The organism is Isoptericola sp. Y541, assembly GCF_059445465.1.
Window position 1 is genome coordinate 197,136 of record NZ_JCAIUJ010000004.1, and the last position, 23,385, is coordinate 220,520.

Sequence of the window (23,385 nt, forward strand, 5' to 3'; positions counted from 1 at the left end):
GCGCCCAATCTACCGGAGGAACGCCCTCGCGGATCGGTCAGCGGGCGCGCAGCTCCTTGCGCAGGATCTTGCCCGCCGCGGACTTGGGCACCTGCTCGACGAACTCCACCGCCCGCACCTTCTTGTACGGGGCGACCTGCTCGGCGACGAACGCCTGCACGTCCTCGGCCGTGAGCTCGGCACCGTCGGCCTGCACGACGAACGCCTTGGGCACCTCTCCCGACTCGGCGTCGGGAATCCCGATCACCGCGGCGTCCGCGATCTGCGGGTGGGTGAGCAGTAGCGCCTCCAGCTCGGCCGGCGCCACCTGGTAGCCCTTGTGCTTGATGAGCTCCTTGAGCCGGTCGACGACACAGAACGCGCCGTCGGCGTCGACGGTCACGATGTCGCCGGTGTGCAGGAAGCCGTCGGTCTCGAGCGTGTCGCGGGTGGACTGCTCGTCCGCGAGGTACCCGACCATGACGTTCGGCCCCGCGCACAGCAGCTCGCCGGGCGCGCTGACCCCCTCGGCGGGCTGCTCGATCTCCGCGCCCGTGGCCGGGTCCACGATCCTGGCCAGCATGTTCGGCACGAGCATGCCGACGGTGCCGGGCGACACGTCGGTGCGGCCGATCGGGATGATGTGCGAGACCGGCGACATCTCGGACATGCCGTAGCCCTGCAGCACCCGGGTGCCCGGCATGCGCCGCCCGACCGCCGCGGCGAGGTGCTCGTCGAACGGCGCCGCGCCCGACATGAGCATGCGCACGCTCGACAGGTCGCGGCCGGCCGCCGCCGGGTGCTTGGCCAGGGCCAGCGCGATGGGCGGCGCGACGAAGAGCACCGTGGCCCGGTGCTGCTCGATGACGCGCAGGTACTCCGCCAGGTCGAACCGGGGCAGGGTCACCAGCGCGGACCGCCGGTAGATCGCGCCGTTCATGAGCACCGTCATCCCGTAGATGTGGAAGAACGGCAGCACCGCCGGGACCACGTCGTCGGGGGTGAGGGGGATGTACGCGTCGGTCTGCAGCACGTTCGCCACGAGGTTGCGGTGGGTGAGCATCACGCCCTTGGGCAGGCCCGTGGTGCCGGAGGAGTACGGCAGCACCGCCAGGTGCGTGGCCGGGTCGAACGCGACATCCGGCGCCGGGTGCCCGCCGCCCAGCAGCTCGGGCAGGGACGGGTGCCCGTCCGCGCCGTCGAGCACGACGACGTCGGCCGCAGCGAGGCCCGCGGCGTCGGCCCCGGCCTCGGCGGCCGCGAGCAGCGGGGAGACCGTGACGAGCGCCCTCGCGCCCGACGCCTCGAGCTGCTTGCCCACCTCCCGGGCCGAGGCCAGGGCGTTGATCGTGGTCACGGTGATCCCGGCCCGCAGGAGGCCGTGGAAGACGGCCACGAACGCGGGGACGTTCGGGCTGTGCAGGGCCACCACGTCCCCGACGCCGAGGCCCCGGTCGGCGAACGCGCCGGCGATCCCGTCGACCTGCGAGCGCAGGTCGCGGTAGGTGGTCTCGGCGCCGCTCGGGCCGTCGAGCAGGGCGACCCGGTCGAGGACGGCGTCGTCGGCGTCGTCGAGCGGGGCGAAGAGGAAGTCGTACAGGCTGACGTCCGGGATCTCGACGTCGGGGTGCGGGCTGCGGATGACGCTGCGGTCGGCGCTGATGTTGGCGCTGCTGTTGGCGCTGCTGTTGACCATGCGGGCGGTCCCTTCGTGCCGGCACGGTCTTCGTCGACCGTGGTGCACCGGAGCGTAGCGCCGGGAACCATCCGCGCACCCACCGCGTTACGGGCATCGTGGAAGACACGATTGACCTCGCGGCGCCCGCGGCGGAAGAGAACGCCGCGCCCGCCGACGACCCCAGCCATAGTCCGGGCTCCGCAGAGCCCCGACGCGCGGAGGTGCACGCCAGATGAGCGCCGTACTCTCCCTTCTCCTCGGCATCCTCGTGATCCTCGTGATCACCGCGGCGACGGCGTACTTCGTCGCCCAGGAGTTCGCCTACATGACCGTGGACCGCTCCCGGCTCACCGCCCGCGCGGAGGCCGGTGACGTGACCGCGCAGCGCGCCCTCGCCGTCACCCGACGCACGTCGTTCGTGCTGTCCGGTGCCCAGCTCGGCATCACCGTGACCGGCCTGCTCGTGGGCTACGTCGCGGAGCCGCTCGTGGGTGACTCCCTCGGCACCCTGCTCGGCGGGGTGGGCGTCCCGACCGGGGTCGGCGTGGCCGTCGGCACCGTCGCGGCGCTGCTCATGTCGACGCTGGTGCAGATGCTCTTCGGCGAGCTGTTCCCCAAGAACCTCGCCATCTCCCGCCCCGAGCCGACGGCGCTGCGCCTGGCGGGCTCGACAACGGCGTACCTGACCGCCCTCGGCTGGCTGATCGCCGTCTTCGACAAGACGTCCAACGCCCTGCTGCGCGTGCTGCGCATCGAGCCGGTGCACGACGTCGAGCACTCCGCCACGGCCCGCGACCTCGAGCACATCGTCGCGGACTCCCGCGAGAGCGGCGACCTCCCCGACGACCTCTCGATGCTGCTGGACCGGATCCTCGACTTCCCGTCCCGCGACGTCGAGCACGCGATGATCCCGCGCTCGCGCGTCGGGACGGTCGAGCCCGGACTCGCGGTGGGCGAGCTGCGCACCCTCATGGCCGGCGGCCACTCGCGCTACCCGGTGGTGGACGGCGAGGACCAGGCGCTCGGCGTCGTCCAGCTCACGGACCTGCTCCGCACCGGGCTGCCCGACGACGCCCCCGTGACGGACCTCATGCGCGCCGTCACCGTGCTCCCGACGCTCATGGCGCTCCCGGACGCGCTCGCGGAGCTGACGCGCACCCGCAACCAGCTCGCCGTCGTCGTGGACGAGTACGGCGGCTTCGCGGGCGTGCTCACCCTCGAGGACCTCGCGGAGGAGCTCGTCGGCGAGATCACGGACGAGCACGACGCCGCGGAGCCCGCCACGGTCACGCCCGAGGGCGACGACACCTGGGTGATGGGCGGCGACGTGCACCTGGACGAGGCGGAGCGCGCCCTCGGGCACGACCTGCCGCGCGGCGACCAGGAGACGGTCGCCGGGCTCCTCATCGCGCAGCTCGGGGCGCTCCCCCGCGCCGGGGACCATGTCACCGTCGAGCTGCCGCCCGACCCCGCCGACCTCGCGCACGACGAGCCCGTGGTGCGCCGCATCGAGGCGGAGGTGCTCGCCGTCGAGCGGCACGTGCCGCACTTGGTGCGCGTGCGCCTGTTCGAGGGCTCGGTCGAGTCCACGGCGCACGAGGCCGGGACCGGCAGGACGAACGGGACGAACGGGACCAAGGAGGCCGGACGATGAGCAACCCCTGGATCGTGGTCGCCGCGACCGTCGTGATCATCGCGCTCAGCGCCTTCTTCGTGGCGGTGGAGTTCGCCCTCCTGGGCGCGCGCCGCCACCGCCTGGAGGACGCCGCGCCCACCAGCCGCTCCGCGCGGGCGGCGCTGCGCAGCTCCTCCGAGCTGACGCTGCTGCTCGCCGGGTCGCAACTCGGCATCACCGCGTGCACCCTGGCGCTCGGCGCCGTCACCAAGCCGGCAGTGCACCACTGGCTCACACCGCTGTTCGCGGCGTGGGGCGCGCCGTACTGGATCGCCGACGTCGTGGGCTTCGTGCTCGCGCTGATCCTCGTGACCTTCCTGCACCTCGTGGTCGGCGAGATGGCCCCGAAGTCGTGGGCCATCGCGCACCCCGAGGCGTCGGCGACGCTGCTCGCGCTGCCGATGCGCGGGTTCATGTGGCTCACGCGGCCCGTGCTGCGTTGGCTCAACGCGCAGGCGAACCGCTGCCTGCGGGCCGTGGGCGTCGAGCCCGTGGACCACATCGACGTCGGGCACGACCCGGCGACGCTGCGGCACCTGGTGGAGCACTCGGCCAACGTCGGCGCCCTCGACGCGGCGTACTCGTCGCAGATCGCGGGCGCGCTGGAGCTGGAGACCCTCACGGTCGACACGCTCTTGCCACCCGGGGTACGCCCGACGACGGTGCCCGCGGGCGCGACGGCGGCGGACGTCCGCGCGGCCTCGGTCGCGTCCGGGCACCTGCGCATCCTGCTCCGCTCTGCGGACGGGGCTGACAACGGGGACGGCAGCGGGGCCGACGACGGGGTGCGGGGCGTCGTGCACGTGCGCGACACGCTGCTGCTGGCCGACGACGCCCCCGTCGTGCCGGTGGCGCGCGAACTGTTCGTGCTCGACGGGACGACCACCGTGCACGCCGCGATCGCCCTGCTGCGCGGGGCGGGCGAGCAGCTCGCGCTGGTGCGTCGCGACGGACGGACGCTGGGCGTCATCACCCTCGCCGACGTGCTGCGACGGCTGCTGCCGCAGCCCGCCCCCGCGTCCGCCTGACCCAGGCCCAGTGTTGTGGGGGGGGGGGGGGGGGGGGGGGGGGGGGGGGGGGGGGAGGAAGGAGAGACAACCAAAAAGGGGGGGGGGNCCCCCCCCCCCCCCCCCCCCTCCCCCCCCTCCCCCTTCTTTTTTTTTTTGTTTTCCTTCCCACCCCCCCCCCCCCCCCCCCCCCCCCCCCCCCCCCCCCCCACAACACGGGCTACGGTGAGGGCATGCCTGCGCCCTCACCGTTCGACGCGCCCCGCCAGATCCTTACCGACGAGCTGCTCGAGACGATCCGCGGCCGGGCCGCGGGGTACGACCGCGAGAACGCCTTCTTCGCCGACGACCTCGCCGACCTCAAGGCCGCCGGGTACCTGCAGGCGATGGTGCCCGAGCACCTGGGCGGCGCCGGGCTCACGCTGCGCGAGGCGGCCCGCGAGCAGGCCCGGCTGGCCGGCGCGGCACCTGCGACGGCGCTGGCCGTGAACATGCATCACGTGTGGGTGGGCGTCGCCAGGTTCCTGCACGAGCGCGGCGACGGCTCCCTCGACTGGCTGCTGGAGGAGACCGCGCACGGCGAGGTCTTCGGCTTCGGCTACTCGGAGGCCGGCAACGACCTGGTGCTGCTCGGCTCCCGCACGGAGGCGCGCCCCGACGGCGAGGGCGGCTACTCGTTCCACGGCACCAAGATCTTCACGTCCAACTCCCCCGGCTGGACCCGGTTGGGCGTGATGGGTCTGGACGATGCCACCGACCCCGACGACCCGCGCATCGTGCACGCGTTCGTCACCCGCGACGGCGGCGGGTTCGAGATCAAGGACGACTGGGACACGCTCGGCATGCGGGCGTCGCAGTCGTGCACCACGGTGCTCGACGGCGCGCACGCGTCCGCGGACCGGGTGCTGCGGCGCATCGCGCCGGGCCCGAGCCTCGACCCGTACGTGCTGGGCATCTTCACGTCGTTCGAGATCCTGCTCGCGTCCGTCTACCTGGGGATCGCGGACCGGGCGCTGGCCCTCGCCGTCGAGGCCGTGAACAGGCGCCGGTCGATGAAGACCGGCAAGGCGTACTCGCAGGACCCGGACATCCGGTGGCGCATCGGCACGGCCGCGCTCGCCCTCGACGGCCTGTGGCCGCAGCTCGACATGGTGGCGGGCGAGGTCGATGCCCAGGTCGACGTGCAGTCCGGATCAGGCGCGGGTTTCTTCCGCTCGACGGCGGGGCTCAAGGTGCGCGTCACCGAGACCGCGCGGCAGGTCGTGGACGAGGCCATCCGCTGCTCGGGCGGGTCCACGTACTTCAACCGGTCCGAGCTCGGCCGCCTCTACCGCGACGTGCTCGCCGGGATCTTCCACCCGTCCGACGACGAGTCCGCGCACTCGACGGTCGCGCAGTCCGTCCTGGGCCCGCTGGAGGACTGAGCCCGCCACCCAAGTTGTCAGGACCACGCGAAGGTTGCCGTCACCCTGGCCCTGACAACTCGGTGGGCGCGGAGGCGCTAGCATCCCGCGTCATGACGCTGCGCAGGGGCACCGTGGCCCGGTACGCGGTCGGTTCGGTCGGGACCGGCGGCTTCGCGACGCTGCCCGGGCTGGTGCTGGTCTTCTACCTGACCGACACGCTCGGCGTCGCGGCGGCCGTCGCCGGGCTGCTCGTCACCGCCGCGAAGGTCTGGGACGTCGTCATCGACCCGCTGATCGGCGCGGCGAGCGACCGCGAGCGCCGGCGCACCGGTCGCCGCCGTCGGCTCATGGTGGCCGGCGGTGTGGCGCTGCCCGTGTTCTTCACGCTCACGTTCGCCGTGCCGGCCGGCCTCGCCCCGGGGGCGGGCGCCGTCTGGGTGCTGGTGGCGTTCCTGCTGGCGGCGACAGCCTTCAGCCTGTTCCAGGTGCCGTACATCGCGCTGCCGGCCGAGCTGGCGGGCACCTACGACGCGCGCACCCGCCTGCTCACCGCCCGGGTCGTCGTCCTGACGGCGGCGATCCTGCTGTTCGGCGGCGGCGGCCCGGCCCTGCGCGACCTCGGGGACGGCGACGAGCGACTCGGCTACCTGCTCATGGCGGCCACGGCGGCGGTGGCGCTCGGCGCCGGCCTGCTGGTGGCCTCGACCGTCGAGCGTTCGGCCGGGCCTCCCGCGGCCACGCGACCCGTCGCACCCCGCGCCGGCATCTCCGCCCACTACCGCGAGGGGCTGGCCCTGCTGCGCACGAGCCGGCCGTTCCGCACCCTGCTCGGCACCTTCGCGCTCCAGGCGCTGGCCACCGGGGCGATGCTCGCGGGGGCCCAGTACGTCGCCACCTGGGTGCTGCACGACACGGGCGCCGTGACGTTCCTCTTCGGGGCACTCGTGGCCCCGGCGCTCCTCGTGACGCCGCTGTGGGGGGTGCTCGCGCGGCGGGCCGGCAAGGAGCGCGCGTTCGCGGTGGCGTCCTCGCTCTTCGCCGTCGCCGCCCTCGGCCTGCTCCCCCTCGCGTGGTGGCCCGGCGCGTGGGTGTACGCACCCGTCGCCCTGGCGGGCGCGGCGTACGCGGGCATGCAGTCGCTCCCGATGGCGATGCTGCCCGATGTCATCGATCACGACGCCCGGGCCACGGGCACGGACCGGGCCGGCGCCTTCGGCGGCGTGTGGACGGCGGGCGAGACCACCGGGATGGCGCTCGGCACCACCCTGCTGACCGTGGTGCTCGCCGCGACCGGCTACGTGGAGTCCACCGGAGCCCAGGTGGTCGTCCAGCCGCCCGCGGCGGTGCTCGGCATCGTCGCCGCCTTCAGCCTGCTGCCCGCCGTGCTCGTGGGGGCCAGCCTTGCGTCGCTCGCGCGCTACCCGCTGCGCCGCCGCGACATCGACGTCCGCAGCAACCCCGCCGAACCCACCGACAGCCTGGAGGCGTCGTGAACCGTCCCGTCCCGCCCGACCGCTTGGACCTCGAGCAGGCGCCGGAGGCGGTGCTCGCCGCCCTCGCCGCCCTGCGCGCCCACGACGCGCCCACCCACGGCGGGCGCGTGCTCAGCTACGTCTACGACCCGGGCGTCCCCGAGCTCGACGAGCTCGCCGCCGCCGCGGTGCGCGCCATGCAGCCGGTCAACGGGCTGGACCCGACGACGTTCGGCTCCGTCGCGGCGCTGGAGCGGGACGTCGTCGCGTTCGCCCGCGACCTGCTCGGCGGCGACGAGGACACGGTCGGCACGGTGACGAGCGGTGGCACCGAGAGCTGCCTGCTCGCCGTGCAGTCGGCGCGCGACACCTGGCTCGCGGCGCGCGGGCAGCGACCGGGCGCCGCCCGGCCCCGGCTGGTCGCCCCGGTCACCGTGCACGCGGCGTTCCACAAGGCCGCCCACCTGTACGGGCTGGAGCTCGACCTCGTGCCCGTGCCGCCCACGGGCGTCGTGGACGCCGCCGCGCTCGGCGCCCGACTGACGGCGGGCCCGGACGGCCCGGACGACGTCGCGCTCGTCGTGGTCTCCGCTCCGTCGTACCCGCACGCCGCCCTTGACCCGGTGGCCGAGGTGGCGGCGCTCGCCACTGCCGCCGGCGTCCCCATGCACGTGGACGCCTGCATCGGCGGGTTCGCGCTGCCCTTCTGGCCCGGCCTGCCCGCCTGGGACCTGCGGGTGCCGGGCGTCACGAGCCTCAGCGCCGACCTGCACAAGTACGCCTTCGCCCCCAAGGGCGCGTCGGTGCTGCTGCACCGCGACCGCGACCGGCAGCGCGCGCAGTACTTCGCCACCACCCGCTGGCCGGGCTACCCGGTGGTCAACCCGACGCTCCTCGGCTCCCGGTCGGGCGGCCCGCTCGCCGCGGCGTGGGCGATCCTGCGCGCCCTCGGCACGGACGGGCTCGCCACGCTCGCCGGCCGCGCCCGCCGGGCCACGCTCGCCCTCCGCGAGGCCGTCGACGGCGTCGAGGGACTGCGGGTGGTGGGCGACCCGGTCGGCCCGCTGCTCGCCGTCGCCACCGACGATGCCGTCCCCGCCGACCGGCGCGTCGACCCGCACCTGTGGTCGGACGCGGTCGCCGCGCGGGGCTGGACGCTCCAGGCCCAGCCCGGCCTGACCCAGGGCGACGGCAGCCGTCTGCCTCCCACCACCCACCTCACGGTCACGCCCGTGACCGAGGGTGTGCTGGGCGAGCTGGTGCCTGTGCTCGAGGCCGCCGCCCACGACGTGCGCGGCCGGCCGCGGCCAGACGTCACCGCCCTTCTCGGGGCGCTGCCGCCGCTGGGCGCGGGCGCCGCGCTCGGCGGCACCCTCGACTCGGCCACGGCCGCCGCACTGCTCGACGCGATCGGGCTGGGGCGGGTCGCGACCGGGGACAGCCCCGGCGTCGGCCCGATGGCGCCGCTGCTCTCCCTCGTGGAGGCGCTGCCCCCACCGCTCGTGGAGCGTCTGCTGGTCGAGCTGCTCGCGCGCCTCGTCGAGCCGACGACGTAATCTGCGCCCATGACGCACGACCAGCAGCACGGTCTGTCCCCCGCCACCCTCGCCGTCACCGCCGGACGGCCGGCGCGCACGCAGGGGTGTCCGGTGAACCCGCCTGTCGTGTTCAGCTCCACCTACGTGAACCAGGGGATCTCGGCGCCGGGTGAGCTGCTGTACACGCGCATGGACACCGAGACCTGGCACCCGTTCGAGGAGGCCCTGGCTGCGCTGGAGGGCGCGCCGCACGGCGTCGTCTTCGGCTCCGGCATGGCGGCCGTCATCGCGGCCCTCGGCCACGTGCCCGCGGGCGGCGTCGTCGTCGCGCCGCGGCACGCGTACCAGGTGTCGCTCGGCTACCTCGACGACCTCGCCGCTCGGCACGGCGTCGAGGTGCGCCGCGTGGACATCGCGGACACCGACCAGGTGGTCGCCGCCCTCGACGGCGCGGACGTGCTGCTGGCCGAGTCACCCACCAACCCCATGCTCGAGGTCGCGGACCTGCCGGCGGTCCTCGCCGCCGCGCGCGAGCGCGGCGTGCGGTCCGTGGTCGACAACACGTTCGCCACCCCGCTCGGGCAGCGGCCCCTCGAGCTCGGCGCGGACATCGTGGTGCACTCGGTGACCAAGTACCTGGCCGGGCACTCCGACGTCGTGCTCGGCGCCGCCGTCACGCGCGACGACGACCTGGCGGCGGGACTGCGCGCCTACCGCACCCTGCACGGCTCGATCCCCGGCCCGATGGAGGTGTGGCTGGCCCTGCGCGGCCTGCGCACCCTGCACCTGCGCGTGGAGCGGGCGAACGCCAACGCGGCCGAGCTGGCCGGGCGCCTCGCCCGCCACCCCGGCGTGGCCGAGGTGCGCCACCCCTCGCTGCCCGGCGACCCGGGGCACGAGCGCGCCGCCCGCCTCATGAACGGCTTCGGCGCCGTGCTCGGCGTGCGCCCGCACGGCGGGGCCGCCGCGGCGGACGCCGTCGTGGCCGCGGTACGGCTGTGGCTCCCCGCGACGTCGCTGGGCGGCGTCGAGTCGATGCTCGAGCGGCGGCGGCGGTTCGCCACCGAGTCGGTGACCGTGCCCGAGGACCTGCTGCGCCTGTCCGTGGGCGTCGAGGACGTCGAGGACCTCTGGGCCGACCTCGACCGGGCGCTGCGCGCTGCCGCCTAGCGGAGCGCCTTGGTGAGGTCGACGCCGGCAAGCCAGGCGTGCAGGTCGTCGAGGTCGTCGGCGTGCACGTCGAACGTGTCGTCCGAGCTCGGTGGGTCGCCCTGCGGCCGCGGCACGTAGGCCGTCCGCATGCCCGCCGCGGCGGCCGCGCGCAGGTCCCACGCGTGCGCGGCGACCATGATCGGCGGGCCGGACCCCGCGGGGGCGGCGGCCACGGCCGCCGCGTAGAGGGCGGGGTCGGGCTTGTAGGTGCCGGCGTCCTCGGCCGAGAGCACCTGGTGCCAGCGCAGGCCGGTGCCGGTGCTCAGCCCGGCGAGGGTGCGCCGGCTCGCGTTGGACAGGCCGATCACGGTGAAGTCGTGGGCGAGCCGGTCGAGGCCGGCCGCGCTGTCCGCCCACGGTTCGACGCGCTCGCCCGCCGCGGCGAGGCCCTCGGCGGCGCGCGCCGGCAGGGCACCCTCGCGGACCAGGGCAGCCAGCGCCTCGGCGTCCAGCTCGTGGCTCGGCGCGAACGGCCGCCGGCCGTCGATCACCGCCCGCTCCTGCTCCGCCACGAGCCCGAGCCAGCGTGCGACCACCCGGCCCGCCCCCGCGGCGTCGACGCCCGCCTCCTGGATCACCAGGGCGGCCAGGCTGCCCGCCTGGTCCACCAGTGTGCCGAGCACGTCGAACACGAGGGCGGGACGGTCCGTCCGGGTCTGGGCCATCGGGCCACCGTAGCGGCGAAGCCGTTCGACGAGCACCGACGAGCACCGACCGTCCCGACGGACCTGGCGCCACGCATGCAGGGCCGGCACGCCGGCGCCGGCACGCGATGCGGACCCGCCCGGCTGCGCCTACGGTCGTGCCGACCCGTCCGCGCGGCGGCCGACGCCCGGGAGACGCCATGACCAGCATCAGGACCCGTCCGGGCGCCGCGGCGCTCGCGGCGGCGCTGCTCGCCCTCGCGCTCGCCGGGTGCGCGGACAACGGCCCTGAGGTCGACGGCCCCGGCTCCGCGCCGAGCGACTCCGCGGACGACGACGCGACGGCGTCGACGAGCCCAGACGACGACGCCGACGACCCTGACGACGACCCTGACGACGACGCGCCCGACGACACCAGCGGCGACGATCTCACCGACGACGTGCCGTTCGCGGCCGACGCCACCCCGGACACCCACGACCCGAGCGGGGACGCGGCGCTCGTCGTGACGGACGTGCGGCTCGGGACGCACGACGGCTTCGACCGGGTGGTGTTCGACCTCGAGGGCTCGGGGACGCCCGGCTGGAGCGTGGAGTACGTGGACGCCGCGACGGACGACGGCAGCGGCGAGCCGGTCGCCGTCGACGGCGACCGGGTGCTGCAGGTGCGGCTCTCGGGCATGGCCATGCCGGGCGAGCTGGAGACCGGCCCGGCCGAGTATGACGGGGCGACGATCGACCCCGATCCCGCCGAGTCGGTCGAGGAGGTCGTCTACCGGTCCTGGTTCGAGGGGTACACCACGGCGTTCGTGGGCGTCGACGACGCGGGAGAGCCGCCGCCGTTCCGCGTCTTCGCTCTGGAGGACCCGGCGCGCGTCGTCGTCGACGTCGAGCACGGGCCGGACGACTGACGCCCGGGCACCCGGAAGGGTGTCAGGCGTCGATGCCCTCGGACTTCTGCGGGCGGGAGAGCAGCCCGCGCGCCATCTCCTCGACGGGCAGCCCGTCGTAGAGGACGGCGACGACGCCCTGGGTGATGGGCATGTCCACGCCGTGCTTGCCGGCGAGGTCGAGCACCGAGCGGCAGGACTTGGCGCCCTCCGCCGTGGTGCCGGTGGCCGCGACGGCCTCCTCGAGCGACATCCCCTCGCCGATGTGGCGGCCGAGGGTGTTGTTGCGCGACAGCGGCGACGTGCACGTGGCGACCAGGTCGCCCATGCCCGCGAGGCCGGCGAAGGTCTCCGCGTCGGCGCCGAGCTCCAGGCCGAGCCGGGTGATCTCCACCAGGCCGCGCGTGATGACGGTCGCGACGGTGTTCGACCCGAAGCCGCGCCCCTGCGCCATGCCGACGGCCAGGGCGATGACGTTCTTCACCGCCCCGCACAGCTCGACGCCGACCACGTCGTCGTTGGTGTACGGCCGGAAGTAGGCGTTGGAGCAGGCGTCCGCGACGAACCGGGCCGCGGCCTCGTCGGAGCACGCCACCACGGTCGCCGTGGGCTGACGCTGGGCGATCTCGGGCGCCAGGTTCGGCCCGGACACGACGGTGACGCGCGACGACGGCACGTCGAGCGCCTCGACGATGACCTGGCTCATGCGCTCGTCGGTGCCGAGCTCCACGCCCTTCATCAGCGACACGATCACGGCGTCGGGCTCGACGAGCGCGCGCAGAGCGGTCAGCGTGGCGCGGGCCACCTGCGACGGCACGGCCACGACGACGATCTGCGCGTCGGCGAGCGCCGCGGCGGCGTCGGTGGTGCCCGTCAACGCGGGCAGCGAGATGCCGGGCAGGTACTTCTCGTTGGTGCGGGACGTCGTGACCTCGTGCGCGACGTCGGCGTCGCGACCCCACAGCCGGACCTCGCACCCGGCGTCGGCCAGGACCATCGCGAACGTGGTGCCCCATGAGCCGGAGCCGAGGACGGCGACGCGGATCGGGGCACCGCCGCGGGGCGCGGTGCTGGTCGTCTTCGGGGTCGGTGTCGTCACGGGCGCTCCACGGGCGGGTAGTCGGTCTGCTTGCGTTCGTACTCGGGGTGTCTGCGCAGGTCGAAGCGGGCGGCAGGCGGGATCTCGCCGCGGATCTCGGCGAGCTGCGCGGTGATCGCGTCCATGACTCGGTTCGTGACCTCGCGCAGCGTCTTGGTGTCCACCGGCCGGTCGTACAGGTCGGACAGGTCGACGGGCGGGCCCGCCACAAGCGTCACCGTCTTGCGCGGGAACGGGCGCAGCAGCCGGCTGTACCGGGGCAGGATCCGGTGCGCGCCCCACTGGGCCACCGGCACCACCGGGAGGCGGCTCGCGAGAGCCAGCCGCGCCAGCCCCGTCTTGCCGTCCATCGGCCACAGGTCGGGGTCCCGCGTGAGCGTGCCCTCGGGCAGGATCGCCACGCAGGCGCCGTCGCCGAGCTGGCTGCCGGCCTCCTCGAGGGACCTCGCCGCGGCGGCCGTCCCGCGGTCGACGGGGATCATGCGGGTGGCGCGGAGCATCGACCCCACCACGGGCGCGGTGAACAGGCCGCGCTTCGCGAGGATCCGCGGCTCGAACCCATGGTCGAACAGGTAGTGCGCCAGCGTGACCGCGTCCAGCTCGGTGACGTGGTTGGCGGCGGCGATGAACCCGCCCTCGCGGGGCAGGTGCTCCGCGCCGCCGTCCCAGTCGTAGCGGACGATCACGAACATCAGGGGCCGCACGAGGCGCGCGACGATGCGGAATCCGAGGGAGTCAGGACGGGCGGTCGGCACGGGCCCAGAGCCTACCTCCCGCTTCTCGTCGGTCGAGCCTGCGCCAGCGAGAAGCGTCAGCCCCGGGAGACGTCGGCGCCGAGGGCGACGAGCTTCTCCTGGAACGCCTCGTACCCACGATCGATCAAGCTGATCCCCCGCACCGTGGACGTCCCCTGAGCCGCCAACGCCGCGATCAGATGCGAGAACCCACCCCGCAGATCCGGCACCACGATGTCCGCCGCGCTCAACGGCGTCGGACCCGAGATCACCGCCGAGTGATGGAAATTACGCTGCCCGAACCGGCAGTCACGCCCACCCAAGCACTCCTTGTACACCTGGATCGTCGCACCCATCTTGCGCAGCGCGTCCGTGAACCCGAACCGGTTCTCATACACCGTCTCGTGCACGATCGACAGGCCCTTCGCCTGCGTCAACGCCACCACCAGCGGCTGCTGCCAGTCCGTCATGAAGCCCGGGTGCACGTCCGTCTCCAGCACGATCGGGTCCAGATCCCCACCCGGGTGCCAGAACCGGATCCCGTCCTCCTGTACGTCGAACCGGCCACCCACCTTCCGGAAGGTGTTCAAGAACGTCATCATCTCCGGCTGCGTCGCACCCTTGACCGTCACGTCCCCGCCCGTGGCCAGGGCAGCCGCCGCCCACGACGCCGTCTCGATCCGGTCGCCCAACGCGGTGTGGGAGTAACCCTCCAGCCGGTCCACGCCCTCGATCCGGATCACCCGATCGGTGTCCACCGAGATGATCGCGCCCATCTTCTGCAGCACCGCGATCAGATCCATGATCTCCGGCTCGATCGCCGCACCCGTGAGCTCGGTGATGCCCTCCGCGCGCACCGCCGTCAGCAACGTCTGCTCCGTGGCACCCACCGACGGGTACGGCAACGAGATCCTCGTACCCTGCAACCGGCGCGGGGCACGCAACTGGATCCCGTTCGGCAGCTTGTCCACCACCGCACCGAACTGCCGCAAGATGTCCAGGTGGTAGTTGATCGGACGATCCCCGATCCGGCACCCACCCAGATCCGGGATGAACGCCTCCCCCAACCGGTGCAGCAACGGGCCACAGAACAGGATCGGGATCCGAGACGACCCCGCGTGCGTGTCGATGTCCGCCACATGCGCCGACTCCACGTTCGACGGATCAAGATCCAGGATCCCGCCGTCCGGGTCCGACTTCACCGTCACCCCGTGCAGCTCCAACAGACCCGTCACCACCGCCACATCACGAATCTGCGGCACATTCCGCAACACACTCGCCGACTCACCCAACAGGGAGGCCACCATCGCCTTGGAGACGAAATTCTTCGCCCCACGCACCGTGATGGTGCCCTCGAGCGGAGTCCCGCCGTTCACGCGCAGCAGATCGTTCATATCGTCGTCGTCGTCCCGTCGTTACGGATGCAGTCACAGTGGTGCCGCCGGGTTGGCGGCCTTGTCGCGGGTCGGCGCCCCAGATGTCTCGCTCGGGAGGCTCCCCCGTGACCGTCGCGGCGCCGTCGATCCTGCCTCGCCCGGCCCGGTGGTGCCAACACGCGCCACGGTCACCTTATTCACGTTCACCACACCTTCACGCGCCGGGCACCCGCTCGCAGCAGGGCGCGCGGCCAGATCGTGAGATCGCAGTTCATGACGCGAAATGGCGTCGTACCGTCGTCGACCATGTCCACCCCTGTCACGACCGGCGCCCCGAGCACGCCGGCGCCGGCCGTCAACTCGCGCGGCCGCGTCGTCGTCGCCTCGCTCATCGGCACCTCGATCGAGTTCTACGACTTCTACGCCTACGCGACCGCCGCCACCCTCGTCTTCCCCGCCCTCTTCTTCCCGGGGCAGGACGGGACGACGGCGCTCCTCGCGTCCTTCGCCGCCTTCGGCGTCGCGTTCGTCGCGCGCCCGGTCGGCTCGGTGCTCTTCGGGCACTTCGGCGACCGCATCGGACGTAAGACGACGCTCGTCGCGTCGCTGCTCACGATGGGCATCGCCACCGTGGTCATCGGCCTCATCCCGGCGGCAAGCACGCCCGGCTGGGCCGTCCTGGCGCCCGCCGTCCTCGTGCTGTGCCGGTTCTGCCAGGGCCTCGGCCTCGGCGGCGAGTGGAGCGGCGCGGCCCTCCTCGCCACCGAGAACGCCCCCGCGGGCAAGCGCGCTATCTGGGGCACCTTCCCGCAGATGGGCGCGCCCATCGGCTTCATCCTCGCGAACCTGGTGTTCATCGGGCTCTCGAGCAACCTGAGCGCCGAGCAGTTCCAGGCCTGGGGCTGGCGGGTGCCGTTCCTGGCCAGCTCGATCCTCGTGATCGTCGGCCTGTGGGTGCGCCTCAAGCTCATCGAGACCCCGGCGTTCCAGAAGGTGGTCGAGGAAGACGCCGTCGCGAAGGTGCCGGTGGCACTGGTGTTCCGCAGCTCGTGGCGCAAGCTCGTCTCCGGCACGTTCATCATGCTCGCCACGTACGTGCTGTTCTACCTGATGACGACGTTCACCCTCACGTTCGGGACGGCGTCCGCCACGGCCACGGCCGACTCCCCCGCCGGCCTCGGGTACGAGAAGGTCGACTTCCTCTGGATGCTCATCGTCGGCGTGGTGTTCTTCGGCATCTTCACCCTGGTCTCCGGCCCGCTGGCGGAACGGTTCGGCCGCCGCGCGCACCTGATCGTCGTCACGTGCGCCATCGCCGTGTTCGGCCTGCTCTTCGTTCCGCTGTTCGCGGCCGGCACCGTCGGCGTGATGACGCTGCTCATCCTCGGGTTCACGCTGATGGGTCTCACCTTCGGCCCGATGGCGGCGGTGCTGCCGGAGCTCTTCCCGGCCAACGTGCGGTACACCGGCTCGGCCATCGCCTACAACGTGTCGTCGATCCTCGGGGCGGCGGTGGCGCCGTTCGTCGCCGTGTGGCTGTGGGGCACGACCGACTCGCCCGTCCTCGTGGGCGTCTACCTGTCCGTCATGGCCGGGATCACCCTGGTCGCGCTCTTCCTCGAGCGCGAGACCAAGGACGTCGACTTCGACGACGACATCGGTCACTGACCGACGCCACCCCCCGAACGAGCCCCGGTCACCCGTGACCGGGGCTCTTTCGCGCCTCGGCCCCGGCGGGCGGTGAGCCGCGTCACACGGCAGGCTGGCGCCGTCCGGCGCACGCCGGGGAGAGGGGATCTCACATGACCAGGTCGAGCAACCGGAGACGCCGGGCGGTCGCGATGTCCGTGGCCGTGGCGGCGACGCTCGCGACAGCGGTGGGCGCCACCGCAGCGCCGGCATCGGCGTCGGCACCGACGACGGCACCGACGACGACGACGCAGCGGGCGGCGGACGACGACCTCCCGGAGTGGGGCGAGGTCGACAGCGCCCGCCTCGTGCCGCTGCAGGAGACGGGCGACCCGTCCGAGCGGCTCAACATCATCGTGATGTGCGACGGATACACGTCGCAGGAGCAGGAGAAGTGCGCCGCCGACGTCGAGCGCAACCAGAACGTGCAGTGGAGCGTGGAGCCGTTCCGCAGCTACCGGCACTACGTCAACGTGTACCGGCTCGACATCGTCTCGGGAGAGTCGGGGGTGCGCTGCGACCCCGACGAGGAGGGCGGCCCCGACCCCGACAAGATCACACCGCTGCGGCTCGTCTTCGGGCCCGGCTGCGACGACCCGCTGGCACGCGGCGTCGTCTACAACAACGCTGCCGGCCAGGGAGGCGGCGACGACGCCGGCACCGCACCGACCGGCCGGCAGCAGCACGACTTCTACCTGCTCAACTACGTCGCCCCCGAGCTGGGGATCGACTTCGACGCCCAGAACCTGCAGACCCTCGCCGTCTTCAACTCGTTCACCTACGGCGGGATCGGCGGTACGCAGGCGACGACCTCGGGCGGCAGCCCGCAGGGCCCGCTGGTGTCGCTGCACGAGCTGGGGCACTCGCTGGGCCAGATGGCCGATGAGTACCCCTACTCGCTGCGTCCGACGCCGGGAGCACCGCACCCGGACCGCGAGCCGGGGTCGTTCCACCACACGCGCATGACGTCGCAGCAGATGACGGACTCGCATTCCAAGTGGTTCCGGTGGCTGGGCGACGAGAGCCTGTCCGGCGGCACGATCCGGGCGGCCGACCCTGACGGGCACGAGTCCGGGGCGACGCGGGGCTCGGACGTCTGGCGCCCGAGCCAGCACTCGATCATGCGGTGGCTCGGCTTCCATTGGGACCAGGTGGGCCTGGAGCACATGGTGGCGCGGCTGACGGGCCAGCGGAACGCCGGCCAGATGTCGCTGCCGTCCACGCCCGAGGGCGAGGTGCCGCGCGACGGGGTCGTGTGGGTCGACACCACGCAGCCGCGGTTCCACCAGCTCGACGTGACGTGGCGCGCGGGAGGGCCGGACGGTGACGTGCTCGAGACCGGCAACGCCCGCAGCCTCGACCTGGCCGAGCTCGGCCTCGAGCCGGGCACAGTGCTGCACGTCGAGGCGCGCGACCCGGTCGGCCCGGACGGTCTCGACTGGGTGCGCAACCCGTCGACCGGCAACACCACGACCGACTCCGGGTACAACGGGCCGCGGTTCGTGCAGACACGCCAGTGGACCGTCGGGGAGGCGACGGCACCCCAGACACCGGGGGCCGACGTCGAGCCCGTGACCGCCAGCTCCCCCACCGGCCGGCCGCTGGCCGCCGACGAGATCGCCTACGTGCAGACCGGCCATCCGGCCGACCGCGCGCTGGAGGTCGCATGGGAGCTGGACGGCGAGGCCGTGGCCGGCACGACCGACCGGACCCTCGACCTGGGATCGCTCGGGCTGCCGGGCGGGACCCACGAGCTCGCCGCCACCGTCACCGACCCGGCGGCAGGTGTCGGTCCGACGACCCTGACCTGGGCGGTGGACGCCGTCATGCCGACGGCGCCCCGCACGCTGTCGGAGCCGCTCGCCACCGTGGCGGACGACCCCGACCACGGCGTCTGGTTCGACGAGTTCGACATGACGCTCGAACCGACCGACGACCACACCGGGTACGACGGCGACCCCTATGTGGTCGGCGAGCTCCGGCTCGACGGAGACGGGTGGTTCAACTACTTCGGGTTCCCCGAGCAGAAGGACGCGCCGTTCACGTTCTCGCACTCGGGCAAGGTCGCGAAGTCGCTGGTCTACGGCTCGCTCGGCTCGGGCGGCATGTCCAAGGCCGCCTTCGAGCAGGAGTACGACGAGGGCGATCCGGGCGGCCCGTTCGTGCCCGGCTTCGGCACCCACACCGTCGAGCACCGCGCCATCGACCCCGCCGGCAACATCGGCGCGGCGGACTCGTTCGACGCCACGGTGATACCGGGCGCCGAGCTGGAGTGCGACCGGACCGTCTCGGGGGCCGTCAACGGGCGGCTCGCGGTGAAGGCGGGTACCACCTGCCTCGACGGCGCCACCGTGCGGGGCGGGGTGGACGTCGCGGCCGGGGCGTCGCTCAAGGCCGTCGGTTCGTCCGTCACCGGGACGCTGTCAGCGGTCGGCGCCGAGGCCGTGCAGCTGTTCGACAGTGCGGTCGCCGGTTCCGTGCGCATCACGGGCACGACGGCGGACGTCACGGTCGTCGGGTCGACGCTGCGCGGGTCGGTGGCGCTGGACGGCAACACGCAGCGCCAGGCGAACGAGCGCTACAGCCGGTACGAGGGCGAGTACGGGCCGGTGCTCGTGGGCAACCGGGTCTCCGGCTCACTGGCCTGCTCCGGCAACAGCGCGGCTCCCCGGGACTTCGGGGCTGCAAACGAGGTGACGGGCTCCGCCTCCGGCGACTGCGGCAGCCTCTGACCCCGCGCCGGCCGGGCCTGTCGAAGCCAGCCGCCGCCGGTTGAGCCTGTCGAAACCCGCCACGCCGGTTGAGCCTGTCGAAACCCGCCACGCCGGTTGAGCCTGTCGAAACCCCGTACTGGGTTTCGACAGGCTGGTTTCGACAGGCTCAACCAGCGGCGGCGACGTCCTCGTGGTGCTGGACCGGCGACATGAACGCCGCGCACACCACGCCCACCACGAGGACCGCGCCCACCACCAGCAGCGTCTGCGCGGCGGCATCGGCGAACCCGGTGAGGAAGGCCTGCTGGGCGGCCGCGCCGACCTGCTCGGCCACCGCGGCGGGCACCGAGTCGGGCAGCTGCACCGCGCCGGCGGACGACGTCCCCAGGGAGCCGCTCGCCTGCGCGATGCCGTCCACGAACGCCTGCCGGTACTGCTCGGGGAGCCCGGCGGCGAGGTCCTGCGCGGCCGCGGGCACCGTGACGCTCAGCCGCGCGGAGAGCATGGCGACCACGACCGCGGACCCGATGACGCCGCCCACCTGGCGGTTGGTGTTGAACGCCCCCGCCCCGGCGCCGGCGGTGCGCGCGTCCAGCCCGGACGTCGCGAGGTTCGACAGCGGGGAGAACGTCAGGCCGGTCCCGAGGCCGAACAGGGCCATCGGCCACAGCAGCGCCCAGGGCGAGAGGTCCGGGTCGAGCACCCCCGAGATCCACACGACGGACCCGGCGATCGCCGCGAAACCGGCGGTCACCACCCACTTGGCCGGGATCCGGTCGGAGAGCCGGCCCGCGAACGGCGCCACGACGCCGGACACGAGCGACCCCGGCACCATCACGAGCGCCGCCTGGATCGGCGACAGCCCCAGGATCGACTGCAGGAAGATCGTCAGCGGGAAGAAGATGCCGATCATCGCGAACGTGACGACCATGCCGTCCACGTTCGCGAGCGAGAAGTTACGCGACCGGAAGAGCCGCAGCGGCAGCAGGGCGCGCGCGCCCAGGTGGTGCTGCCACCACACGAAGGCGGCCAGCACGAGGACGCCGAGGCCCACCACCGACCAGACGGAGAACGGGCCCCAGATGTGGCCCCAGTCGTAGTTCTCCCCCTCCTGCAGGCCGAAGACCAGCGCGGCGAGGCCTACCACGGACAGCACCACGCCGAGCGGGTCCATGGTGGTGCCGTGCGACGGCAGGTGCGGCAGCCGGGCGACCGCCAACCACAGCGCCGCCACCCCCACCGGGATGTTGACGTAGAAGATCCACTCCCAGCCGATCGTCTCCACGAAGATCCCGCCGAGCAGCGGCCCGGCGATCGTCGCGACTCCCGCCGTCGCGCCCCACAGCCCCATCGCCGCCCCGCGCTGCGTGGCGGGGAAGACGCGCGTGATCATCGACATCGTCTGCGGCGTCATCATCGCGGCGCCCACGCCCTGCGCCACGCGGAAGGCGATCAGCCAGCCGATCTCCGACTCCGAGCCGATGTTGCCGGAGAACCCGCAGAGGAACGAGAAGACCGTGAACACGACGAGCCCCCCGATGAACACCGCCTTCTGCCCGTACCTGTCGCCGAGCCGCCCCGCGAGGAGCATGAGCACCGCGTACGACAGCAGGTAGGCGCTGTTCACCCAGCCGACCTCGATGAGCGAGGCGGAGAACTGGTCGGTGAGCGTGGGGATCGCGATGTTCACGATCGTGGTGTCGACCATGATCATGAAGAAGCCGAGGATGAGCGGCGGCAGCACGCTCCACGCCGACCGTCCGTGCAGGTCGACGAGCGGGGTCACCGGGGCGCGCCCGGAGGTGGTGGACATGCGACGAGCGTGGCACGGGCTACCGACGCGCGCGCCCCGTGCCGGGCCGGGCCGAGCGCCCGGTTCAGCCCTCCGGGCGGTCCAGCGCGGCCCGCAGCGCGGCGGCGATCTCGCCGGCCGCGGCGAGCTGGTCGTCGGTGAGCGCGTCGACGAACAGCTGCCGGACGACGCGCAGGTGCGCGACCGACGCGCGGCGGAACGTCGCCGCGCCGTCGTCCGTGAGCGCGACGCCGGCCGACCGGCCCCCCTTCCGCGCGACCAGGCCGCGCCGCTCCATCCGACCGACCTGGTGCGAGAGGCGGCTGCGCTCCCAGCCGACGGCCTCGGCGAGCGCCGACGAGCGCAGGCAGTGGCCCTCCGCGTCGTGCAGCGCGAGCAGGACGGCGTAGTCGGCGGACGACAGAGACGACTCCGCCTGCAGCCGGGACGACAGCCGCGACCGCAGCGCCTCGGTGGTCTCGACGAAGTCGCGCCAGATGCGCAGCTGCTCGCTCGTCGTCGTCTGCTTCGGGCCGGGACCGATCTGGTCCACCTCGTACCCCCTCCGGGAATTGACACGTCAATTCCGACGTTACCCCAGCGTCCACGAGACGTCACTCGAGCAGGCCGGGACCGGCCTGCCACACAGGAGGGCCACCATGACCACGCTCCAGCTCGGACTCGACTCGTTCGGCGACCGCCCGATCGGCGCCGACGGCGAGCTCATCTCGCACGCCGCCGCGATCCGCCAGGTCGTCGAGGAGGCGACGCTCGCCGACCAGGTCGGCGTCGACGTCCTCGCCCTCGGCGAGCACCATCGGCCGGAGTACGCCGTCTCGACACCGGAGACGGTGCTCGCCGCGATCGCGTCCCGGACCGAGCGGATCCGGCTCGCCTCGGGCGTCACGGTGCTCTCCTCCGACGACCCCGTCCGGGTGTTCCAGCGCTTCGCGACGCTCGACGCGCTGTCGAGCGGGCGGGCGGAGGTCATCCTGGGACGCGGCTCGTTCACCGAGTCCTTCCCGCTGTTCGGCTACGACCTGGCCGACTACGACCTGCTCTTCGAGGAGAAGATCCACCTCTTCTCCGAGCTGCTCACCGAGAAGCCCGTCACGTGGAACGGGACCACCCGGCCCGCGCTGAAGGACGCGGACGTCTTCCCCAAGACGGAGTCCGGCCGCCTGCCGACGTGGGTCGGCGTGGGCGGCTCCCCGCAGTCCGTGGTCCGCGCGGCGCACTACGGCCTGCCCCTCATGATCGCGATCATCGGCGGGGAGCCGGCGCGGTTCGCCCCGTACGTCGACCTGTACCGGCGCGCGACGGACCAGCTCGGGACGACGGCGCACCCCGTCGGCATGCACTCCCCCGGTTTCGTCGCCGACACCGACGACGAGGCTGTCGAGGTCTTCTGGCCGCACTACCGCACGCAGCGCGACCGCATCGGCGCCCTGCGAGGCTGGCCGCCGATCCGCCGCGAGGAGTTCGACGCCGAGGTGGCGCACGGCTCGCTGTACGTCGGCTCGCCCGAGACCGTGGCGCGCAAGATCGCGGCCGCCGTCGGCCAGCTCGGCGTCGGCCGCTTCGACATGATCTACACCACCGGCGCGCAGCCCGCCGAGGCCCGGCTGCGCAACGTCGAGCTGTTCGGCACCCGCGTGATCCCGCGGGTCCGCGAGCTGGTCGCGGAGAGCGCCGCGTCCGGCAAGGCCGCCGCCGTCGGCGCCGCCGCGGGCGGTGACGCGGCATGACCGCGCCGTCGTCCCCCGACGGGGCCGCCACGCTCGGCGTCCTCGGGGCGGGGAAGGTCGGGACCGTGCTGGCCCGGCTGGCCGTCGCCGCGGGGTACCGCGTGCTCGTCGCGGGCTCCGGCGACCCGGCGAAGATCGCGCTCACGGTCGAGGTCCTCGCCCCCGGCGCGCAGGCCGTCACGGCCCAGGAGGCCGCGGCCAAGGCCGACGTCGTCGTGCTCGCGCTCCCGCTCGGCCGGTACCGCACCGTGCCCGCGGACGCCCTGGCCGGCAAGCTCGTCGTCGACGCCATGAACTACTGGTGGGAGGTCGACGGGCACCGCGCGGACCTGAGCGACCCGGCCGCCTCGACGAGCGAGCTCGTGCAGGCGTCCCTCCCGGCATCGCGCGTGGTCAAGGCGTTCAACCACATGGGCTACCACGACCTGGACGCCGGGGCGCGGCCCGCCGGCGTACCGGGCCGCAAGGCGATCGCCGTCGCCGGGGACGAGCCGGACGACGTGCGGCAGGTCGCCGACCTCGTCGACCGGATCGGCTTCGACCCCGTGGTCGCCGGCCCGCTGTCCAGCGGGGCGCACCTGCAGCCCGGCACGCCGGCCTTCGGCGCGAACCTCCCCCATGACGCGCTGCGCGCGCTCGTCGCGCCCGCCGGCTGACGACGCCGCAGGAAGGCGCAGAAGGCACGCACCTGGAGGCTCGACCTATGCTGGTCGGCAGGGCGGCACGTCCCGCCCG

The 23,385-nt window shown here is 73.5% G+C and carries 18 protein-coding genes; 11 read left to right on the plus strand and 7 right to left on the minus strand.

Annotated elements, in window-relative coordinates; translation table 11 throughout:
• Positions 1–37 precede the first annotated feature (37 nt).
• Positions 38–1,675, minus strand: coding sequence for an AMP-binding protein (locus tag AC1C2V_RS11145; RefSeq protein WP_495389679.1), 1,638 nt, complete (start codon positions 1,673–1,675; stop codon positions 38–40).
• 214 nt (positions 1,676–1,889) lie between these two features.
• Between AC1C2V_RS11145 and AC1C2V_RS11150 the strand changes: the two genes are divergently transcribed.
• From AC1C2V_RS11150 to AC1C2V_RS11175, 6 genes are all read left to right on the plus strand, one after another.
• A complete protein-coding gene (locus AC1C2V_RS11150; RefSeq protein WP_495389680.1) occupies positions 1,890–3,311 on the plus strand; it encodes a hemolysin family protein in 1,422 nt (473 codons plus the stop codon).
• On the plus strand, positions 3,308–4,360 hold the full coding sequence (locus AC1C2V_RS11155) for a CNNM domain-containing protein (protein ID WP_495389681.1): 1,053 nt from the start codon (positions 3,308–3,310) through the stop codon (positions 4,358–4,360). The genes AC1C2V_RS11150 and AC1C2V_RS11155 overlap by 4 nt, the downstream gene beginning before the upstream one ends.
• A gap of 212 nt (positions 4,361–4,572) precedes the next feature.
• Positions 4,573–5,763 (plus strand): acyl-CoA dehydrogenase family protein, encoded by a 1,191-nt coding sequence (locus AC1C2V_RS11160; protein WP_495389682.1) that lies wholly within the window; start codon positions 4,573–4,575, stop codon positions 5,761–5,763.
• 92 nt (positions 5,764–5,855) lie between these two features.
• On the plus strand, positions 5,856–7,238 hold the full coding sequence (locus AC1C2V_RS11165) for an MFS transporter (protein ID WP_495389683.1): 1,383 nt from the start codon (positions 5,856–5,858) through the stop codon (positions 7,236–7,238).
• Positions 7,235–8,773, plus strand: coding sequence for a pyridoxal phosphate-dependent decarboxylase family protein (locus AC1C2V_RS11170; RefSeq protein WP_495389684.1), 1,539 nt, complete (start codon positions 7,235–7,237; stop codon positions 8,771–8,773). Before AC1C2V_RS11165 ends, AC1C2V_RS11170 begins: the two co-directional genes overlap by 4 nt.
• A gap of 9 nt (positions 8,774–8,782) precedes the next feature.
• Positions 8,783–9,925 carry a trans-sulfuration enzyme family protein gene (locus tag AC1C2V_RS11175; protein ID WP_495389685.1) on the plus strand — a complete coding sequence of 381 codons (1,143 nt, stop codon included), beginning with the start codon at positions 8,783–8,785 and terminating at the stop codon, positions 9,923–9,925.
• On the opposite strand, the gene AC1C2V_RS11180 is transcribed toward AC1C2V_RS11175, so the two are convergent.
• Positions 9,922–10,632 carry a haloacid dehalogenase type II gene (locus tag AC1C2V_RS11180; protein WP_495389686.1) on the minus strand — a complete coding sequence of 237 codons (711 nt, stop codon included), beginning with the start codon at positions 10,630–10,632 and terminating at the stop codon, positions 9,922–9,924. The genes AC1C2V_RS11175 and AC1C2V_RS11180 overlap by 4 nt on opposite strands.
• A 179-nt stretch (positions 10,633–10,811) precedes the next feature.
• Between AC1C2V_RS11180 and AC1C2V_RS11185 the strand changes: the two genes are divergently transcribed.
• Complete coding sequence (locus AC1C2V_RS11185; protein WP_495389687.1) at positions 10,812–11,519, plus strand: AMIN-like domain-containing (lipo)protein; 708 nt, start codon at positions 10,812–10,814, stop codon at positions 11,517–11,519.
• Between the two features lie 22 nt (positions 11,520–11,541).
• On the opposite strand, the gene AC1C2V_RS11190 is transcribed toward AC1C2V_RS11185, so the two are convergent.
• From AC1C2V_RS11190 to murA, 3 genes are all read right to left on the minus strand, one after another.
• Positions 11,542–12,495 (minus strand): NAD(P)H-dependent glycerol-3-phosphate dehydrogenase, encoded by a 954-nt coding sequence (locus AC1C2V_RS11190; RefSeq protein WP_495389830.1) that lies wholly within the window; start codon positions 12,493–12,495, stop codon positions 11,542–11,544.
• 98 nt (positions 12,496–12,593) lie between these two features.
• Positions 12,594–13,352 carry a lysophospholipid acyltransferase family protein gene (locus AC1C2V_RS11195; protein ID WP_495389688.1) on the minus strand — a complete coding sequence of 253 codons (759 nt, stop codon included), beginning with the start codon at positions 13,350–13,352 and terminating at the stop codon, positions 12,594–12,596.
• Between the two features lie 56 nt (positions 13,353–13,408).
• The gene (gene murA, locus AC1C2V_RS11200; protein ID WP_495389689.1) at positions 13,409–14,725 is read right to left on the minus strand and encodes a UDP-N-acetylglucosamine 1-carboxyvinyltransferase; all 1,317 of its coding nucleotides are present in this window, start codon (positions 14,723–14,725) and stop codon (positions 13,409–13,411) included.
• A gap of 288 nt (positions 14,726–15,013) precedes the next feature.
• On the opposite strand from murA, the gene AC1C2V_RS11205 reads away from it, so the two are divergent.
• Both AC1C2V_RS11205 and AC1C2V_RS11210 read left to right on the plus strand, forming a co-directional pair.
• Entirely contained in the window at positions 15,014–16,375 is a 1,362-nt protein-coding gene (locus AC1C2V_RS11205) for an MFS transporter (protein ID WP_495389690.1), read from the plus strand.
• Positions 16,376–16,509: 134 nt separating this feature from the next.
• A complete protein-coding gene (locus tag AC1C2V_RS11210; RefSeq protein WP_495389691.1) occupies positions 16,510–19,128 on the plus strand; it encodes a M64 family metallopeptidase in 2,619 nt (872 codons plus the stop codon).
• Between the two features lie 148 nt (positions 19,129–19,276).
• Here the strand turns inward: AC1C2V_RS11210 and AC1C2V_RS11215 are convergent, their stop codons facing one another.
• Together AC1C2V_RS11215 and AC1C2V_RS11220 are read right to left on the minus strand one after the other, a co-directional pair.
• Positions 19,277–20,923, minus strand: coding sequence for a DHA2 family efflux MFS transporter permease subunit (locus AC1C2V_RS11215; protein ID WP_495389692.1), 1,647 nt, complete (start codon positions 20,921–20,923; stop codon positions 19,277–19,279).
• A 64-nt stretch (positions 20,924–20,987) separates the two neighbouring features.
• Positions 20,988–21,455, minus strand: a complete 468-nt coding sequence (locus AC1C2V_RS11220; RefSeq protein WP_495389693.1) for a MarR family winged helix-turn-helix transcriptional regulator — start codon at positions 21,453–21,455, stop codon at positions 20,988–20,990.
• Positions 21,456–21,561: 106 nt separating this feature from the next.
• Here AC1C2V_RS11220 and AC1C2V_RS11225 point away from each other — a divergent pair, with 106 nt between their 5' ends.
• Both AC1C2V_RS11225 and AC1C2V_RS11230 read left to right on the plus strand, forming a co-directional pair.
• Positions 21,562–22,650, plus strand: coding sequence for an LLM class flavin-dependent oxidoreductase (locus tag AC1C2V_RS11225; RefSeq protein WP_495389694.1), 1,089 nt, complete (start codon positions 21,562–21,564; stop codon positions 22,648–22,650).
• Entirely contained in the window at positions 22,647–23,306 is a 660-nt protein-coding gene (locus AC1C2V_RS11230; RefSeq protein WP_495389695.1) for an NADPH-dependent F420 reductase, read from the plus strand. The genes AC1C2V_RS11225 and AC1C2V_RS11230 overlap by 4 nt, the downstream gene beginning before the upstream one ends.
• The last annotated feature ends 79 nt before the right edge of the window (positions 23,307–23,385 follow it).

What these genes read in the sequence shown, in the direction of transcription:
- AC1C2V_RS11205 (WP_495389690.1), top strand. Translation starts at nt 15,014, where the DNA reads ATGTCCACCCCTGTCACGACCGGCGCCCCGAGCACGCCGGCGCCGGCC.
- AC1C2V_RS11185 (WP_495389687.1), top strand. Translation starts at nt 10,812, where the DNA reads ATGACCAGCATCAGGACCCGTCCGGGCGCCGCGGCGCTCGCGGCGGCG.
- AC1C2V_RS11145 (WP_495389679.1), bottom strand. Translation starts at nt 1,675, where the DNA reads ATGGTCAACAGCAGCGCCAACAGCAGCGCCAACATCAGCGCCGACCGC.
- murA (WP_495389689.1), bottom strand. Translation starts at nt 14,725, where the DNA reads ATGAACGATCTGCTGCGCGTGAACGGCGGGACTCCGCTCGAGGGCACC.
- AC1C2V_RS11155 (WP_495389681.1), top strand. Translation starts at nt 3,308, where the DNA reads ATGAGCAACCCCTGGATCGTGGTCGCCGCGACCGTCGTGATCATCGCG.
- AC1C2V_RS11175 (WP_495389685.1), top strand. Translation starts at nt 8,783, where the DNA reads ATGACGCACGACCAGCAGCACGGTCTGTCCCCCGCCACCCTCGCCGTC.
- AC1C2V_RS11180 (WP_495389686.1), bottom strand. Translation starts at nt 10,632, where the DNA reads ATGGCCCAGACCCGGACGGACCGTCCCGCCCTCGTGTTCGACGTGCTC.
- AC1C2V_RS11150 (WP_495389680.1), top strand. Translation starts at nt 1,890, where the DNA reads ATGAGCGCCGTACTCTCCCTTCTCCTCGGCATCCTCGTGATCCTCGTG.
- AC1C2V_RS11165 (WP_495389683.1), top strand. Translation starts at nt 5,856, where the DNA reads ATGACGCTGCGCAGGGGCACCGTGGCCCGGTACGCGGTCGGTTCGGTC.
- AC1C2V_RS11230 (WP_495389695.1), top strand. Translation starts at nt 22,647, where the DNA reads ATGACCGCGCCGTCGTCCCCCGACGGGGCCGCCACGCTCGGCGTCCTC.
- AC1C2V_RS11210 (WP_495389691.1), top strand. Translation starts at nt 16,510, where the DNA reads ATGACCAGGTCGAGCAACCGGAGACGCCGGGCGGTCGCGATGTCCGTG.
- AC1C2V_RS11160 (WP_495389682.1), top strand. Translation starts at nt 4,573, where the DNA reads ATGCCTGCGCCCTCACCGTTCGACGCGCCCCGCCAGATCCTTACCGAC.
- AC1C2V_RS11225 (WP_495389694.1), top strand. Translation starts at nt 21,562, where the DNA reads ATGACCACGCTCCAGCTCGGACTCGACTCGTTCGGCGACCGCCCGATC.
- AC1C2V_RS11190 (WP_495389830.1), bottom strand. Translation starts at nt 12,495, where the DNA reads ATGGTCCTGGCCGACGCCGGGTGCGAGGTCCGGCTGTGGGGTCGCGAC.
- AC1C2V_RS11215 (WP_495389692.1), bottom strand. Translation starts at nt 20,923, where the DNA reads ATGTCCACCACCTCCGGGCGCGCCCCGGTGACCCCGCTCGTCGACCTG.